The organism is Janthinobacterium sp. SUN120 (assembly GCF_030397735.1).
Lineage (GTDB): Bacteria > Pseudomonadota > Gammaproteobacteria > Burkholderiales > Burkholderiaceae_D > Janthinobacterium > Janthinobacterium kumbetense.
Map to the genome: position 1 here is coordinate 73557 of NZ_JAPUBW010000005.1, position 16801 is coordinate 90357.

17 protein-coding genes, 2 tRNA genes and 1 riboswitch are annotated in these 16801 nt (G+C 63.6%); of the genes, 10 read left to right on the plus strand and 9 right to left on the minus strand.

Annotated elements, in window-relative coordinates; genetic code table 11:
- Window positions 1–67: 67 nt before the first annotated feature.
- The 4 genes from O0879_RS22920 (at window position 68) to O0879_RS22935 (ending at window position 2274) form a co-directional block, all read left to right on the plus strand.
- A complete protein-coding gene (locus tag O0879_RS22920; RefSeq protein WP_099668182.1) occupies window positions 68–409 on the plus strand; it encodes a helix-turn-helix domain-containing protein in 342 nt (113 codons plus the stop codon).
- A 122-nt stretch (window positions 410–531) separates the two neighbouring features.
- Window positions 532–1662 carry an acyltransferase gene (locus O0879_RS22925; RefSeq protein ID WP_289918933.1) on the plus strand — a complete coding sequence of 377 codons (1131 nt, stop codon included), beginning with the start codon at window positions 532–534 and terminating at the stop codon, window positions 1660–1662.
- Window positions 1663–1742: 80 nt separating this feature from the next.
- Window positions 1743–2015 carry a BrnT family toxin gene (locus O0879_RS22930; protein ID WP_289918934.1) on the plus strand — a complete coding sequence of 91 codons (273 nt, stop codon included), beginning with the start codon at window positions 1743–1745 and terminating at the stop codon, window positions 2013–2015.
- Complete coding sequence (locus O0879_RS22935) at window positions 1975–2274, plus strand: BrnA antitoxin family protein (protein ID WP_289918936.1); 300 nt, start codon at window positions 1975–1977, stop codon at window positions 2272–2274. Before O0879_RS22930 ends, O0879_RS22935 begins: the two co-directional genes overlap by 41 nt.
- A gap of 45 nt (window positions 2275–2319) precedes the next feature.
- On the opposite strand, the gene O0879_RS22940 is transcribed toward O0879_RS22935, so the two are convergent.
- From O0879_RS22940 to ybgC, 9 genes are all read right to left on the minus strand, one after another.
- Window positions 2320–2395, minus strand: a tRNA-Lys gene (locus O0879_RS22940).
- Between the two features lie 89 nt (window positions 2396–2484).
- Window positions 2485–2560, minus strand: a tRNA-Lys gene (locus O0879_RS22945).
- Between the two features lie 67 nt (window positions 2561–2627).
- On the minus strand, window positions 2628–3386 hold the full coding sequence (ybgF, locus tag O0879_RS22950; RefSeq protein WP_099664974.1) for a tol-pal system protein YbgF: 759 nt from the start codon (window positions 3384–3386) through the stop codon (window positions 2628–2630).
- Window positions 3387–3520: 134 nt separating this feature from the next.
- Complete coding sequence (gene pal / locus O0879_RS22955) at window positions 3521–4042, minus strand: peptidoglycan-associated lipoprotein Pal (protein ID WP_034786578.1); 522 nt, start codon at window positions 4040–4042, stop codon at window positions 3521–3523.
- Window positions 4043–4085: 43 nt separating this feature from the next.
- Window positions 4086–5363: a Tol-Pal system beta propeller repeat protein TolB gene (tolB, locus tag O0879_RS22960; RefSeq protein WP_099664973.1), complete on the minus strand. Its 1278-nt coding sequence runs from the start codon at window positions 5361–5363 to the stop codon at window positions 4086–4088.
- Window positions 5360–6379, minus strand: coding sequence for a cell envelope integrity protein TolA (gene tolA / locus O0879_RS22965; RefSeq protein ID WP_289918937.1), 1020 nt, complete (start codon window positions 6377–6379; stop codon window positions 5360–5362). The genes tolB and tolA overlap by 4 nt, the downstream gene beginning before the upstream one ends.
- A gap of 48 nt (window positions 6380–6427) precedes the next feature.
- Window positions 6428–6868: an ExbD/TolR family protein gene (locus O0879_RS22970; RefSeq protein WP_223278896.1), complete on the minus strand. Its 441-nt coding sequence runs from the start codon at window positions 6866–6868 to the stop codon at window positions 6428–6430.
- A gap of 15 nt (window positions 6869–6883) precedes the next feature.
- Window positions 6884–7573 carry a protein TolQ gene (gene tolQ / locus O0879_RS22975; RefSeq protein WP_034759183.1) on the minus strand — a complete coding sequence of 230 codons (690 nt, stop codon included), beginning with the start codon at window positions 7571–7573 and terminating at the stop codon, window positions 6884–6886.
- 47 nt (window positions 7574–7620) lie between these two features.
- The gene (gene ybgC / locus O0879_RS22980) at window positions 7621–8022 is read right to left on the minus strand and encodes a tol-pal system-associated acyl-CoA thioesterase (RefSeq protein ID WP_046682324.1); all 402 of its coding nucleotides are present in this window, start codon (window positions 8020–8022) and stop codon (window positions 7621–7623) included.
- 314 nt (window positions 8023–8336) lie between these two features.
- A riboswitch (ZMP/ZTP riboswitch) is annotated at window positions 8337–8461 on the plus strand.
- Window positions 8462–8572: 111 nt separating this feature from the next.
- Between ybgC and glyA the strand changes: the two genes are divergently transcribed.
- The 6 genes from glyA (at window position 8573) to O0879_RS23010 (ending at window position 16798) form a co-directional block, all read left to right on the plus strand.
- Window positions 8573–9820, plus strand: coding sequence for a serine hydroxymethyltransferase (glyA, locus tag O0879_RS22985; RefSeq protein WP_034786580.1), 1248 nt, complete (start codon window positions 8573–8575; stop codon window positions 9818–9820).
- A 144-nt stretch (window positions 9821–9964) separates the two neighbouring features.
- Window positions 9965–10426, plus strand: coding sequence for a transcriptional regulator NrdR (nrdR, locus tag O0879_RS22990; RefSeq protein ID WP_077401309.1), 462 nt, complete (start codon window positions 9965–9967; stop codon window positions 10424–10426).
- A gap of 242 nt (window positions 10427–10668) precedes the next feature.
- Window positions 10669–11238 carry a type IV pilus modification protein PilV gene (gene pilV / locus O0879_RS22995; RefSeq protein ID WP_289899309.1) on the plus strand — a complete coding sequence of 190 codons (570 nt, stop codon included), beginning with the start codon at window positions 10669–10671 and terminating at the stop codon, window positions 11236–11238.
- Window positions 11235–12194, plus strand: coding sequence for a PilW family protein (locus O0879_RS23000; RefSeq protein WP_289918938.1), 960 nt, complete (start codon window positions 11235–11237; stop codon window positions 12192–12194). The genes pilV and O0879_RS23000 overlap by 4 nt, the downstream gene beginning before the upstream one ends.
- 39 nt (window positions 12195–12233) lie before the next feature.
- The gene (locus tag O0879_RS23005) at window positions 12234–12863 is read left to right on the plus strand and encodes a PilX N-terminal domain-containing pilus assembly protein (protein ID WP_289918940.1); all 630 of its coding nucleotides are present in this window, start codon (window positions 12234–12236) and stop codon (window positions 12861–12863) included.
- A gap of 92 nt (window positions 12864–12955) precedes the next feature.
- Window positions 12956–16798: a PilC/PilY family type IV pilus protein gene (locus tag O0879_RS23010; protein ID WP_289918942.1), complete on the plus strand. Its 3843-nt coding sequence runs from the start codon at window positions 12956–12958 to the stop codon at window positions 16796–16798.
- Window positions 16799–16801: the final 3 nt, after the last annotated feature.

Consider the following 16801-nt stretch of genomic DNA (forward strand, 5'->3'; position numbering starts at 1 on the left):
CTGATTCGGTAGTTCGTAAATATTCGAATAATGGAATTAGTATAGCGCATGCTGTATGATTCTGCTCATGCGCCCACACAAACATCCTCCCGCCAGCGAATTCGTCCTCGAGCGCGTGCTGTACGCCTTGAGTGATTCCATCCGCCTCGACATCGTGCGCCACCTGGCCCGCGTCGATGCGGCCGCTTGCGGCGACCTCGACGGCGGGCGGCCGAAATCGACCGTTTCCCACCATTTCAAGGTCTTGCGCGAAGCGGGCCTCGTCTACACGGAAAACGCGGGCACGACGCACATGAACACCTTGCGTCGCGCCGATATCGAGAGTCGCTTCCCCGGCTTGCTGGACGCGATTCTGGCGCAGCAGCCCTTGGCGCCCGAGCCGCCGCAGGCGGAAAAGCCGACAGTTTAGCCGCCTGCCGTGCCCCGCCATTTTTCAGGCTCGGCTATCATATCGGCCTTTCGGTAAATCCTCAGCCGCGCGCCTGTTGCGCGATGGGCTGGCGACACTGCCTGGCATGGCAAGGGATGGGAATGACGGCAGCAGCAGTGGTATCACAGGCGGACCTGGCATATCGTCCGCAGTTTGGCTGGATCAATGGTTTGAAGGCAGGCGCGGCGCAGTTGATCGTGTTGCATCACCTGGCGTTTTACGGCCCCATGTCCGACTACGTGCAACCCCTGTGGCCCGAGCTGCTAGGCTGGCTGGGCGGCAGCGCGCGTATCGCCGTGCAAGTGTTTCTCGTCATCGGCGGCTTTCTCGTCGCCAAATCCCTGTCACCCGCCGGCCGCCCCGGCATTGCCGCGCCGCTGCAGGCGATCTGGCGCCGCTACGCCAAGCTGGCGCCGCCTTTCCTGGCCGCCACCTTGCTCGCGGCCATCATCACGCCCGTGGCCGGCATCTGGATGCTGCACGATTCCATGTCGGCCGCCGTCACCCTGGGTCAGCTGAGCGCCCATGCCTTGCTGCTGCACGGCGTGCTCGGCTACGAGTCGCTGTCGGCCGGCGCCTGGTACGTGGCCATCGATTTCCAGCTGTACTTGCTGACGGTAGCGTTGCTGTGGCTGGGCGGCCGCCTGGCGGGCCTGCGGCGCGGGCATTGGCTGATGCCGCTGGCCGTCACCGCGGGCATCACCTTTTCCTTGCTGTATTTCAATCTTGACGCAGGCTGGGACAATTGGGCGCCGTATTTCTTCGGCAGCTACGGTCTCGGCATGCTGGCCTGGTGGGCCAGCGATCCGGCCCGCAAACCCTCCGCCATGACCGTGCTCATGGCCATGGCCGCCGTGCCCGTCCTGCTGGCCCTGACCGTCGACTACCGCAGCCGCATCGCCCTGGCGCTGATCGTCGCCTGCGCCCTGTTCCTGTTCGGCCGCGCCCGCACGCCGTCCCAGGGCGGCGCCTGGAATGTCATCAACACCCTCGGACGCATTTCGTATGCCGTGTTTCTCGTCCACTTTCCCGTCAGCCTGCTGGTCAATGCGCTGTTTATCAGCTATGTCCCGCTTGAGCCGGAGTGGCAGGCGCTGGGCATGCTGACGGCCTGGGGCGCCAGCCTGGCGGCCGGTGCCGCGTTTTACCGCTGGGTGGAGGTGCCGCTGGGGCGGGCGATGGGCAGCGTGGTGGCGCATCTGGCCGGGAGGCCGGCGCTGGTGTCGCGTTAAGGGCGATGTAGCCGTCCCGATGGCGCCCTTGTTCGCGAAACAGGGCTGGCTGTTTCTATTATTTGTTACTACAATAAATAATGAGAATCACTTTTGATGCTGTCAAGCGTGAAAAGACGCTCAGGGACCGTGGTCTCGACTTTGCGCGTGCGCATGTAGTGTTTGGCGGCCTCACCATTACGCTGCCGGACCAGCGCCAGGACTACGGCGAACCCCGCTTCATCACTGCAAGTTGGCTCGACGAGCGCCTGGTCGTATTGGTCTGGACGCCGCGTGGCCGGGCGCGCAGAATCATCAGCATGAGGAAGGCAAATGAACGCGAAATCGACAAATACAAGCAAAGCCTGGATTGATCCCGACGATGCGCCTGAATTGACGGACGGTTTTTTCGAGCAGGGTGTCTGGCAAGTGGGCGATAAGCCCGTTTCCCGTCCCGAGGCGCAGCAGGAGGCGGTACGCCGCCGCGGCAGACCCGCTGGCACTGGTGGCAAGGTCAGCACGACCATACGCTTCGATGCCGACATCCTCGAAGCCTTCAAGGCCACCGGAGATGGGTGGCAAACGCGCATGAATGATGCGTTGAAGGAGTGGCTGCGATCCAGGCAAGCCTAGAAAACAAAAAAGCCAACCGCGAACGGTTGGCTTCTTCATAGTATTTGGTAGGCCGTGCGGGATTCGAACCTGCGACCAACGGATTAAAAGTCCGCTGCTCTACCAGCTGAGCTAACGACCCAAAAACTTTTTACAACAACTTCGGTAACACTGTGCCGTAAAAAAATGCTTGCTATAACAACTCGCAAGCAGATCAGTACTGCGTATTCGTGGTAGGCCGTGCGGGATTCGAACCTGCGACCAACGGATTAAAAGTCCGCTGCTCTACCAGCTGAGCTAACGACCCGAAGAAGAAAGATTATAGGGGGTGCCCGGGATTCTGTCAAACCTAACGGGCAACTTTTTCCCCGCTTTTACTTTTTGCCGCCCCGTTCCTTGGCCGCCTGGGCCGCGCTGGAGTCCGGGTAGCGCGAGATCAGGGCGTTCAGCGTCTTGGTCGCGTTCGGCTTGTCTTTCAGCTCCGTGTAGCAGCTGGCGATGTTGAGCATGGCGTCGGGCGCTTTCGGGCTGTCCGGGTAGTGTTTCAGCACGGCCTGCTGGGCCGTGATGGCGCTCTTGCAGTCGCGCTGGGCGTAATAGGCGTTGCCCAGCCAGTATTGCGCGTTGGCCGCGTAGGCCGATTCCGGATAGCGTTTCACGAAGCCGTCCAGGGCCGTCACGGCGCCCTTGTAGTCGCCCGACTTGAACAGGCCGAACGCGGATTCGTATGCGCTTTGCTCGGACACGCCCACGGCCGCTTCCTGGCCGTCGATGGTGACCTGGCGCGGTTCGAGCTTGCGCAGGCGCGCATCGATATCGGTGTAGAAATCCTTCTGGCGCTTTTGCGTGTTTGCCAGGTCGTTGCCCAGTACTTCGATCTGGCCGCGCAGGCGGGCGATCTCTTGCATGGTCTGGTCGTGCTGGTTGAGCAGGCTCAAGGTGCTGGTCTTGTCCGCCTTGGCGTCGATGCGGCTGTTCAGGTCGCGCGCCATGGCGTCGACCTTGGCGCGCAGCTCGAGGATGGCCTTGCGTGCTTCGTCGTCATCGAACAGGGCGGCGTTGGCGTGCAGGGGCAGGTAGGCAAACGCGGCCATCAAGGCGGCGGCGACGCCGGCTTTCGAGAATGTCATCATGAGTCGGGCTTTCAAAAGTTACGCAAACATGCAAACGGGGCGCCGGGCGGTGAATCACCGCGCTGCGCCCCATTATTATGCCTATGACTGGCCAGTTAGGTAAGCGTCAATGCTGCCGCGCTCACCCCTGAACATCAATAAACGATGTCAGCGCGGCGGTTTTCTGCCCATGCTGCTTCGTTGCTGCCTTGAGCTTTAGGCTTTTCTTTGCCCAGCGACACGGCTTCCATTTGGCCTTCTGGCACGCCCAGGGCTGCCATCGACTTGCGCACGGCTTCAGCACGTTTCTGGCCCAGGGCCAGGTTGTACTCAGCGCCACCGCGTTCATCGGTGTTACCTTGGATCAGGATCTTGCGGCTAGGCGTTTTCACCAGGTAGCCAGCGTGGTTTTGCACAACTGGGGTGTCCGCTTCGCGCACGACGTATTTGTCGAAGTCGAAGTAGATGCTGCGGTTAGCCAGCACGCCTTTTGGATCGTCCAGTGGATCGACCGATGCGGTCGTTACTGGCTGAACTTGACGGGTGTCAACTGGAGCGACGACTTTTTCAGGAGCGCGCTCAACCACTGGGGTCTCTGCTACTTTGACTGGGGTGCTGCAGGCGGACAGCAGGGCTGCGGTAGCGGCGATGAAAGCCAAACTTTTAAAGTTACTCATTTTTATTCTCCGGGTCATGGTTAAAGGTGAAACTGTACAGCATTTACTTCATAAAAGGACCCCAGGTGGGCTCCTTGATATTGCCAGCTTGCGTAGTCAAACGCTGTTTGACGCGGCCATCCACCGATACCACTGCCAGCGACTTGCGTCGTCCGGATTCGGTCGCGTACATGATATATTTCCCGTTGGGCGAAAAGCTCGGTGATTCGTCGTTGGCGGTGTCCGACAGGCGCAGTTCCTGGCCACTAGCCAGGTCGAGCGCGTAGAGCTGGAAATTGCCGTCGCGACGGGAAATATAAGCGAGTGTCTTCCCGTCGGACGAAATCCGCGGGCTGATGTTGTAGGAGCCGCCAAACGTCACGCGCTTGGCTTCGCCACCGCTGGTCGACATGCGGTAGATTTGTGGTCCGCCGCTGCGATCGCTGGTGAAATAAATGCTTTGGCCATCGGCCGAGAATTGGGGTTCCGTATCGATGCCGCTGCTGGTGCTGACGCGGCGCAAGCCGCTGCCGTCGGCATTGACGGTGTAGACCTGGGTATGGCCGTCGCGCGACAGGGCCACGGCCAGGCGCGAGCCGTCCGGGCTCCAGCTCGGCGCCGAGTTGCTGCCTTTTTCATTCGATACGATGGTGCGCTGGCGCGTCACCAGGTTTTGCACGTAGACGATGGGCTTTTTCTTTTCAAACGACACATACGCGACCTTGGTGCCGTCCGGCGACCACGACGGCGAAATGATAGGCTCGTTCGAACGCAGGGCGACCTGGATGCCTTCGCCATCGGCGTCGGCCACTTCCAGGCGGTATTCGCGGCCCGATTGCGTGACGTAGGCGATGCGCGTGGCGAACGCGCCTTTGACGCCCGTCAACTTTTCATAGATGTCGTCGGCGATCTTGTGCGCCAGCAAGCGGTTGAATTGCGGCGCGGCCGCATTGTTCATGCTGGAGATCTGGGCGCCCTTGATGGTATCGAACAGCTTGTAGCGCACGTCCAGGCGGCCATCGGCCATGCTTTGCACGGTGCCGGCCGCCAGGGCGTCGGCGCCGCGCGATTTCCACTGCTCGTAGCTGACGGGCGCCGTTTCCGATACGGGCGCATCGGCGTCGATCAGCTTGAACACGCCGCTGCGCGCCAGGTCGGCCTTGATAATGCCCGACAGCGACTGCGGCGCCGCCGATTCATTGACGAAGCTGGCGACAGCCACCGGGATCTGGTTGCTGCCGATCCCCGTAATCTCCACGCGCAGCTGCGCCTGGGCGCCGGAGGCTCCCAGCATCAGGCCGGCGCAGAGCACGACATAGCTCATTTTTTTCATGGTCATCATTTAGGCAAATCCTTCATCTCGAATATGAGTTCAATCTCGCGTTCCACGGTGCCGTCTTTTTTCTTCGGCAGTGGCGACGATTTATTAATGGCGTTTTCCACCGAGCTGTCATACGCCGGCAGGCCGCTACTTTTAATCTTTCGGACCGAAATAATTTCCCCAGTTGGCAGTTGCTCGATCTTGAACACGGCGCGCGGGTTGCCCGGCACGTCCGTGCTACCGCTGTACGCGATATTGCTCTTGATCTTGCTCGTCAGGGCAGCGACATAGCCGCTGTCCTTGCGTGGCGCGGTCGCTTTCGCGGCCGTACCTGTTGTGCCATTGCCTGCCTGCGCCATCATCCGCTTCATGTCATCGGCACGCAATTTGTCGGCGGCCGCTTTTTCAGCCGCCGCTTTTTTCGCCTTGGCCGCTTTTTCGGCCGCCGCTTTTTTATCGGACAGTTCTTTCTCGGCTTTTTCTTCCGCCGCTTTTTCTTTCTCTTTCGCTTGCTTGGCTTTCTCCAGCTTGTCGGCCTTTTCTTTTTCCAGCTTTTCAGCCTTGTCTTTTTCTTTTTGCTTCTGTTTTTCCAGTTCGCGCTTTTCTTCCTCGCGTTCCTTCAATTCCTGCTTGCGGCGTTCTTCCGCTGCCGCTTTGTCTTTTTCTTCCTTCAGCTTGGCCTTCTTGCGCTCGAGGGCGATCTCCGCCTCGCGCAGGTCGACCTTCGGCTCGGGCGCGGCCACGGGCGGCGGTGGCGGCGGGGCCGGCTGTTCCACTTGCGGTTCCGGCGGCGGCGCCGGTGTCGGTTCCGGTTCCGTCGCCACTTCGGGCGGCGGCGCGGCCGTCTGCACTTTCAGGTCCCATACTTCCGCTTCGACGGCGACAGGTTCCGTATTTTGCCAGTGTACGCCCACCCACAGGAAAAACAGCAGGCCAAGGTGCATCGCCAGCGCCAGGCCCAGCGAGGGCCAGCGGCTGCGTTCGCGCGGCACGCTGTAGGGCTTGCCGAGTACATGGTCGATTTGTTTGGTCTGCAAAGTCTAGTCTATCTAAAAACGGTCAAGTCTGGAAACAGGGTGCTGCGCTTACTTGGTGGCCAGGCCGACGCGGGTAATGCCCATTTTTTTTGCTTCCGAAATGAGCTGGATCACATCGTCGTACTTGCTTTCCTTGTCGCCCGCGATCATCACGGGATAGTCGGGATTGCTTTCGTGCAAACCGCGCAGCTTGCGCAGCAGGGCGTCGCGGTTCGGTTCCGTTTCCGGCGACAGCTGTTCCTTGCCGATGACGCCGATCGACAGCGAACCATTCGGCTTCAGCACGATCTGAATATAGTCATCGGGCGGTTTCGCCGACTTTTCCGCGTTGGGCAAGTTCACCACGCTGGGATTGTTCGACGACGGCATCACCATGAAAATGATCAGCAGCACCAGCATCACGTCGATATACGGCACGACGTTGATCTCGGACTTGAATTTGCGGCCACGGCCACCGCGCATGCCGCCACTATTAAAGGAGGAACCCATGGACCTTGCCCCCTCTTAGCGCGACTGGCGCTGCAAGATGTTGGAGAATTCCTCGACGAAGCTCTCGAAGCGGATCGCCAGGCGGTCGATGTCATGCGAAAAACGGTTGTAGGCGACGACGGCGGGAATGGCCGCGAACAGGCCGATGGCGGTGGCGATCAGCGCTTCGGCAATGCCGGGCGCGACGGCGGCCAGCGTGGCTTGCTGCACGTTGGCCAAGCCGCGGAAGGCGTTCATGATGCCCCAGACGGTACCGAGCAGGCCGATGTACGGCGAGACGGAGCCGACGGACGCGAGGAAGGCCAGGTGCGATTCGAGCACGTCCATTTCACGCTGGAAGGCGGCGCGCATGGCGCGGCGTGCGCCGTCGAGCACGGCGCCGACGTCCAGCGCTTCGCGCGAACCGTAGGAAGCCTTGCCCTTGATGAATTCGCCCATGCCGGCGTCGAAGATGCGGGCCAGCGCGCCGCTCTGGTCGCGGTTGCCGCTGGCGTTCTGGTGCAGCGCATGCAGATTGCCGCCGGCCCAGAAGCTGCGTTCGAATTCGATGGTTTGCTTGCGCGCCTGGCGCACGGCAAACATCTTGCGGAAAATGTAGGTCCAGCTGGTCAGGGAAATCAGCAGCAGCAGGGCCATGATCAGTTGCACGATCAAATGGGCATTGGAGATGAGCGCGAGGAAAGAAAGATCTTGTGTAACGTTCATTGGCTGGCAGTCTGTTGGGTGAATTGTCCGGGGGTGGCGGGTAGGGCTCAGGCGGCGCGCATGCGGGCCGCGACTGCATCAGGCACGGCGCGCGGGCGCAGTGCCGAATCGACGCAGCCGATCTTGACGCGGGCCGTGTTGAGCAGGCGGTCGCCGCACCAGGCTTGTTGCAGGAAAACGATGGAGGCACGCCCCATTTTTTCTATGCTTAAGGTTAATCTTACCGTGTCATCGAGCCTGGCTGGCGCATGATAGTCGGCGTTGACGCTTTTGACAACGAACATCGCGTCATGCTGTTCCAGCAATTCCTGCTGGCCCACGTCGATGGCGCGCAGCCATTCGGTGCGCGCGCGCTCGAAGAATTTCAGGTAGTTAGCGTAATAGACGATGCCGCCGGCGTCGGTGTCTTCATAGTAGACACGTACGTTCCAGGTAAAGACTGAAGGCATGTTTATTGCGCCAGTAGTGAGATTGAGCAACATTTTACGCGATTTTTCTTCTTGTGACTGTGGGCGCTTGCTGGAAAGCCATGCAAAAGCTGCATATAAGTTGCACCGCAGCATTGTAAATCCGGCGTGTGCAATGGCAAGCTTCGTAACATACGCTTACATGCCATGGCCAGGTTTAAGCCCAGCTTAAAAGCGGCGGCCATCCCCGGGGCGGCCTGTGGCCGCGCCCGGGCTGCGATGGCGCGCGGCGATTATAGCCGCACGGTTGCATTCCTTGCTCAATTTGGGTACTTAACTTACAATTTGACTTCCATTACGTCTCACGTGACTGGCGAAAAGTCGGGCGATCTCCATGAATGGCGGTCGGCAAACCGGCGAAAGGTGGGCACCCACCGGGAAACGTGAGATTTTTCATCAGCCGTTCGCCTGGGTAGCCACTATGGAAAAGCACGAAGAGGCTGCCTGTCCAATGTTGTTATTCACTTAACGCCGGCTCCCCTCATTCGATCCAACCTGCCAGTACAAGCACCCTCATACTTGGAGTTTTTACATGTTTGCAAAAGATCACAACCTCGCCAACGTCGATCCTGAATTGTTCGCCGTCATTCAAAAAGAGAACACGCGCCAGCACGACCACATCGAACTGATCGCGTCGGAAAACTACACGTCGCCAGCCGTAATGGAAGCGCAAGGCTCGCAGCTGACGAACAAGTACGCCGAAGGCTACCCGGGCAAGCGCTACTACGGCGGCTGCGAATACGTCGACGTGGCCGAGCAACTGGCCATCGACCGCGTGAAACAGCTGTTCGGCGCCGAATGCGCGAACGTGCAGCCGAACTCCGGCTCGCAGGCGAACCAGGGCGTGTTCTTCGCCATGTTGAAACCGGGCGACCTGATCATGGGTATGTCGCTGGCCGAAGGCGGCCACCTGACCCACGGCATGCCGCTGAACATGTCCGGCAAATGGTTTGACGTCGTTTCCTACGGCTTGACGGCGGAAGAAGACATCGACTACGAGGCAATGGAGCGCCTGGCCCGCGAACGCAAGCCAAAGCTGATCATCGCCGGCGCGTCGGCATTCTCGAAAAAGATCGACTTCGAACGCTTCAGCAAGATCGCCAAGGAAGTGGGCGCCTACTTCATGGTCGACATGGCCCACTACGCGGGCTTGATCGCCGCCGGCCTGTACCCGAACCCGGTGCCGTTCGCCGACTTCGTCACCTCGACCACGCACAAATCGTTGCGCGGCCCGCGCGGCGGCATCATCCTGATGAAGGCCGAACACGAAAAAGCCATCAACTCGGCCATCTTCCCTGGTATCCAGGGCGGCCCGCTGATGCACGTGATCGCCGGCAAGGCCGTCGCCTTCAAGGAAGCGCTGAGCCCTGAATTCGTCGAATACCAGAAGCAAGTGATCAAGAACGCCGACGTGCTGGCGAAAACCCTGATCAAGCGCGGCCTGCGCATCGTGTCCGGCGGCACCGAATCGCACGTCATGCTGGTCGACCTGCGCGCCAAGAACCTGACGGGCAAGGAAGCCGAAGCCATCCTCGGTTCCGCGCACATCACCTGCAACAAGAACGGCATCCCGAACGACCCGCAAAAACCTTTCGTCACCTCGGGCATCCGCCTGGGCAGCCCGGCGATGACGACGCGCGGTTTCAAGGAAGCGCAAGCGGAAGAAGTGGGCAACCTGATCGCCGACGTGCTGGACAATCCGCATGACGCCGCCACCATCGAGCGCGTGAAAGCGGCCGTGAAAGTACTGGCCGACGCGCACCCTGTGTACGCAGCATAATTATTTGTCCAGAATGTGTCATACGGAGTAAGATTCTGTATGACACATTCCAGTCGTGCCCAAGGGCGCCCGGAGTGATTCGGGCGCCCTTTGTACAAGGGCGGCGATTTCCCGTAATTATTACTATAAAGTTGTAGCCAGCCCATGAAATGTCCATTTTGCCAGCACGGCGACACCCAGGTTCTCGATACGCGCGTATCGGAGGAAGGGGATGCCATTCGGCGCCGCCGCCGCTGCGGCAAATGCGACAAGCGTTTTACCACGTACGAACGCATTGAACTTATCATGCCGGCCGTCGTCAAAAAGAATGGCAGCCGGACGGAGTTCGCTGCGGATAAGTTGCGCGGCAGTTTGATGCTGGCCTTGCGTAAGCGTCCCGTCGCGGCCGCCTCTGTGGATACGGCCATCGCGTCCATCCAAGAGAAGCTGCTTACCAGCGGCTTGCGTGAAGTCGAATCCGGCTATATCGGCGAACTCGTCATGCAGGAACTCAAGCGCCTGGACAAGATCGCCTACATCCGCTTTGCCTCCGTCTACAAGAATTTCGAAGACCTGGCCGAGTTCCAGGACGCGATCGCCGAAGTGGGCCAGGCGCGCAAGCCCTGACGCTTACCCGGACATTCACTTTGCCGGCAATGGGGCCGCTCCTGCGCCCCGTGCTCACCATGCCAGCGCTTGCCTGGCAAGCGGTCTGATCAATCCCACCGCCGTTCTTCTCGACTTATCATCGTCCTGTTTGCGCTAGCGCAGACGCGGGTTTTTGCGCGCGCCTATCTTGTAGCTGGGCCGCCTGTTCCTGCGGCTCTTTCTGCGGAAGGGAGTAGCGCATGCGCAAGGGCGGTCGCACTATGTTTCCTGCGGGTGGCAGCAGCCTCGTCGAAGTGCTGGTGTCGCTGCTGCTGTTGGCGCTGGGCCTGCTGGGTGCCAGCATCCTGCAATTGAACGCCCTGCGCGCGCGCCACGAGTCGGCGCTGCTGTCGGCGGGCGTGCAACTGGCCGCCGGCATGGCCGAGCGCATGCGCGCGAACAACGTGCTCATGAATGGCCCCGATGCGGGTAATCCCTACCTGAACGTGGCATATGCGGCGGCGGACGGCGCCGAAGCTGGCGGTGGCGCGCCGGACTGTCTTGGCGCTGCCGCCTGCAGCGCGGCCGAGCTGGCGCAATTCGACATCGCCGAATGGAAGCAGGGGCTGCATGCGGCCTTGCCCGGCGCGCGCCTGCGCATCTGCCGCGACCTTGCCGCGTGGGATGCCGCCGCTCAGGGCTTGCAGTGGGCGTGCAGCGGCGGCAAGGGGGCGCCCATCGTCATCAAGCTGGGCTGGCGCGGCCGCCTGCCCGATGGCTCGCCCGCCGTGAATGCGGCAGGCGAGTCGCTGCCCAGGCTGGCATTCCAGCTGGGCGGGGGCGGCGCATGAGCGGCGGACATCGTGGCATGAGCCTGATCGAATTGCTGGTGGCCCTGTCGCTCGGTGCGCTGTTGATGCTGGCCGCCAGTAGCGTGCTGCTGGCGGCCAGCGGCAGCTATGGCGACCAGTCCGCCAGCGCTCGCCTGGATGACAACGCCCGCTATGCGCTCGACGCCATCGCCCGCGCCGTGCGCCAGACGGCGTATGTGAATTGGGATAGCAGCGCCGCACCCGTCGCCCATGCGGATTACGACAGCGCGAATATCGCCGGTCTCGACGCGCGCAGCCTGGGCAAGAATAGCGACGGCATCAGCGGCGCGCTGCCCGGCGCCCTGCATGGCAGCGACGTGCTGGCCCTGCGCTATTACGGCGCCGGCAAGGAAGAGGGCGGCGACGGTTCCGTCCTCAATTGCGCCGGCTTCGGCGTGGGCGCCGCGCAAACGGAGGCGCAGCGGGGCTGGAGCATTTTCTACGTGGCGCAGGGCGCCGATGGCGAAGGCGAGCTGCGCTGCAAATACCGGGGCACGAACGGCTGGGGCGCGGACGCCGTCATCCGTGGCGTCGATGCTTTCCAGGTGCTGTATGGCCTCGACACGGATACGCCGCCTGACGGCGTGGCGAACCGCTATGTCAATGCCAGCGCGCTCGACGCCTACGATGCGGCGCTGCTGCTGGAGGGGGCGGATGCGGCTGCGCGCCAGCGCGATTTTCAACGGCGCACGCACTGGAAACGCGTGGCCAGCGTGCGCGTGGCGCTGTTGCTGCATGACGAGGCGGGACAGGCCGACAAGATGGCGGAACTGGGGCCGGCGCAGTTCGACCTGTTCGGCAAGGCGTATGCCGAGGCGCATGGCGCCGGCGACACGGGCGTGCGCATCGCGCGCGCATCCTTGCCTGCCGCGACGCGTTCGCGGCTGCGGCAACTGGTGCAGACGAGCATCATGCTGCGCAACGGGCCGGCCTAGGCGGGCGGCGCGATGGCTGGCGCGGGCGTCCGCTGTTGCGTGCCTTGGCGCCCACCTCGTGCGCGATGCGGCGGCGCCACCCTCGTGTATGTGCTGTGCCTGCTGGTGATCATCTTGTTGCTGGGCATTTCGGCGGCGCAGATGGCCTTGCAGGGGGAGAAGGCGGCGCGCGGCGAGCGCGACCGGCAGATCGCGTTTCAGGCGGCGGAGGAGGCACTGGTGGATGCGCAAAACGATATCGAAGGCTTGCCCGGCGCGCCGGGACGCAGCAGCCTCTTCGCGCCAGGCAGTGCGGCAGGGTTTGCGGAGGGTTGTGGTGAGGGCGGCGCACTGGGCCTGTGCCTGCCCGCGGCCCCGGAGGCGCCGGCGCTCTGGTTGAGTACGGACCTCGATGGCGCCGAAGGCAGCAGCCGCGCCGTGCCGTATGGCCAGTTTACGGGTGCCGTCATGCAGACGGGGCAGGGCTTCCTGCCGTCGCGCCGGCCCCGCTACCTTATCGAACTGCTGCCGTTTCACCCGCCCGGCGCGCAGGCCACGGCAGTGGCTGGCGGCCTGGCCACGGAAAGCTATGTGTACCGCATCACGGCCATCGGTTTTGGCGCGCAGGAAAGCACGCAAGTCGTGCTGCAAACTTATTACCGCAAACAGGCGGCGGGAGCGGGGCCATGAGGGCGCCGCGGTTCATCTTGCCACCCACTTTGCCGTCCACTTTGTGGCCTGCTTTGCGGTCTACCCGGCGGCATGCCGGCTGCGTCTGGCTGATGCTGTTGGCCTGTCTGGCCAGCCTCTGTTGCGGCGGCGCCCTTGCCGCCGCCGTCCCGCCGGTGACGCTGGCGCGGGCCGACGCGGGCTTGCACGGCGCCAGGGTGCCGCCGAATCTGCTGCTCAACCTGTCCCTCACGCATGCGGCGGCCGCTGCCGCATATGGCGGCGAGTATGCGCCGCAGCGCGAGTACGCAGGGTATTTTCATGCGCGCATGTGCTACAGCTATCCGTATCGCAGCAAGGATGGCGTCATGCTGCCGGACTTGCGCGTAGCGACCGCTTACTTCTCCGTGCTGAAGCCGGCCGATGCGCTGCACGGTTGCGGCGGCGATAGTTTCAGCGGCAACTTTCTCAACTGGGCCAGCACCAGCATGCTCGACCTTGTCCGCTATGCGCTGACGGGCGGCGACCGCGTCATCGACGAAGTGCGCAAGACGGTGCTGCAGCGCGCCTATCTGCCTGACGCCGACAGCCCCATCGACTTTTTTGCCCACCCCGTCTTTTTCCCGCGCAAGGTCTTGCAGGCGGGCGTGGCGGCAGCGACGCCATTTGCGCTGGCGCAACTGGCCATCGTTTCTTGCCGCAACCGCCTGCTGTTCGGCGACGCCAGCCTTGGCCAGTCTGCGGGCAGCACTTGCGATGCGCCTGGCCTTGCTGCCACGCACGGGGTGTTCCTCGCGCGCGTGCGCGTGTGCGACGCTGACGAGGGGCCGCTGCGCGACGACTTGTGCCTGGCGTATGGCAAGAACTACAAGCCGGTGGGGGTCGTGCAGCGCCATGGCGGCCGGGTGCGCGTGGGCGTGTTTGGTCATTTGAACGGCATGCCCGCCAGCGCCGGCCCCGTGTATGGCGGCGTGCTGCGCGCGCCGCTGGCCCATGTGGGCAGGCAGCGCTGGACGGCGCCCGACTATTTGCCGCAAGACAATGCCGGCGCCGAGTGGCATCCCGCCACCGGCGTGTATGTGGCCGAAGCTGCGGCCCAGGGCGCGGGCCTTGGCGGCGGGGTGACCGCTTACATCAATGGCCTGGGCCGCGGCAATGCAGGGCATCCTGGCGCGTACGCCAGGGCGGCGCCGCTGGCCGAATTGCTGTACGAATCGCTGCGCTACCTGCAGGGACGGCAAGCGAGCGCCCCAGTGCCGCCTGCCACGGCCCCGCCTGCCATCGACGACGGCTTGCCGGTCGTGACCCAATGGAGCGACCCGCAAACGGCCAGTTGCCAGCGCCACATCGTCGTCAGCCTCGGCGATGCGGGCATGGCGGGCGACCGTTACGTGCCCGGCAATGTCCCGGTCCCTCCTGCCGCATCCGGCGACCGCGCCCGCGCGCCGGACAGTTTTGCGCCGCCGCCGTTCGATGCGATGGCCTGGACGCATGCGGTGGGCAGCCTGGAAAGCGGCGGCACGCCCGGCAATCCCGCGCCGCGGCCGGAACTGGCGGCGCTGGAATTGCTGGCCGATGGGGCGGGCGGCGCCAGCTACCATGCGGCGGGCCTGGCCTACTGGTCGCACGTGCAGGCCCTGCGTCCCGGCGGCAAGAACGACGGTGTCGCAAAGGTCGAGCACTATGCGGGCGACTTGCGCCAGGGCGACCCGGCCACCACTCCCGCCTCTACACCCTTGCTGCTGGCATCCAAGTATGGCGGCTTTCTCGATGCGAATGGCGATGCCAACCCCTTCAAGAGCGCGACGGGCGGCGCGCTGGATGAATGGAGCTTGGACGGCCGCTGGCCTGGTCATTACTTGCCCGGCAGCGATCCGGCCGCCCTGATCGCGGGATTGCGCGCAGCCTTCGCGGCAGCCGATAAGGGCACCTTGCCGGCGGCGCTCGCAGGACCGGCCCTGATGGCGCTGGCCAGCGGCACGGAAGAGGCATACTGGTTCCAGACGCAGCTGCACCTGGCCGATGGCGGCATGACCTTGTCGCGCACCACGTTTGCCGTGGGGGCCGATGGCGCACTGCTTCCCGGCAAGCCATGGTGGATTGCCGGCGGACAGGACAAGCCCGTGCCGGATGGCGCGCCTGCGTCCTTGCGTCCCGTCTACACGCTCGACGCCCAGGGCAGCCTGATGCCGCTGGCCTGGAACCGCCTTGACGCAGCGCAGCGCGGCGCATTCGACAGTGGCGATGGCCGGGGCGAGGCGCGCCTGGCGTACCTGCTGGGCCAGCGCACGCACGAGGTGGGCCAGCCAGGCGGCTTCCTGCGGCGCAGGTCAGGCAGCCTGGGCGCAGCACCCTATGGCAATCTCGTGTACGTGGGTGCGCCCGGGCTGGGCATGCCGGGTACCGGCTATGGCTTGCACCGCCAGGCGCTGCTGCAGCGGCGCAGAATGCTGTACCTGGGCGCCAGCGACGGTTTGCTGCATGCCTTCGATGCGCGCACGGGCAGCGAATTGTTTGCCTATCTGCCGCAAGCGCTGCTGCACCTTGCGCCAGCCGCTGCAAGCACTCACTACAGCTCCGGCCCGCTGCTCGACGGTGCGGCGGCCACGGCGGAAGTGCTGGCGCTGGGACATTGGAAGACGGTGCTGGTGTCGGGCATGGGCGGCGGGGCGCAGGGCGTGTTTGCGCTCGACATCACGGACCCGGCCCGCTTCGGGCAAGACGGGGCGCTGTGGGAATTTACGGACCGCGACGACAGGCTGATGGGCAATGTGCGTGCGTCGCCCGCCTTCGCCCGCATCAATATGGGCGGCAAGGAGGGCGCGCCGGCCTACCGCGACTTTGCCATCGTCGCCAGCGGCTACAACAACCATGTGAACGATGGCAAGGACACGACGGCGCCCGCATCGGCCGCCGCCATCTTCCTGCTGGCGCTGGACAAGGCGCCTGGCACGCCATGGGTGTTGGGAAGTAATTACTTCCGCCTCAAGGTGCCCGTGGCCAGCGGCGGCGGCCATGACGCTGATGCGGGCGCGAACGAGGATGTGGATGCCATGCCCCAGGCGCTGGGTCCGCCCGCCGTGGTGCCGGGCAGCGACGGCGCGCTGGCGTATATGTATGCTGGCGATTTGCAGGGCAATATCTGGCGCCTCGACATGGCTGGCGGGCCGCCTTGGAAGGAGGGGCAGGGACGCAAGCTCGTCTTTGTCGCGCGCGATGCGCAGGGCCGGCGCCAGCCCGTGACGCAGCAACTGAGCGTAGCCTACGCGCCCGGCGGCGGCTATGTGCTGCTGTTCGGCACGGGCAAGCTGGTCGAAGCGGCCGATACCTGGCCTTCCGCCTTCCTGTCGCAGTCGTTTTATGCCGTGCACGACGATGTGCGCGAGTCATCTTCCACGCGCAGCCGGGCCGACCTGGAGCAGCGCAGCTTGGGCGAGGCGGCGGGCGGCGTGCGCGTCGACGGCGCCGAGTTGCGCTACACGGGCAGCGACGCCATGCGCGGCTGGTACCTCGATTTCCTCAATACCGGGCAAACGGGCGAACGCAGCGTCAGCAGTCCCGTGCTGGCCGCTGGCAAGGTGTTGTTTAACACCGTCTTGCCGGGGCGCGACCCTTGCGCCAAGCCCGCCACGCGCCTGTACGTGCTCGATGTGCTGAGCGGTTTTGCCGCCGATGGCGCCGGTGTCGTGCAGGCGGGTGCGCAGACGGGGCGCTTGTTCGATGGCTTGGCGCGCGCACCGCCAGTAGCGCTCGAACTGAACAGCACGGTGGGCGCCGCGACGGCGGCAGGGCGGGCCGAGGGGCGCAAGGAACTGGCGGTGCTGCAACCGGGCTTGCCCGGCGCAGCCAGCGGGGCGGTGCTCAAGGTCGTCAGCGCACCGCTGTCGGCCCGGCGCCTCAGCTGGCGCGAAGTGGCGAACTGGCGCGAATTGCACGAGGCGGCCAAGAAAAAATAGGCA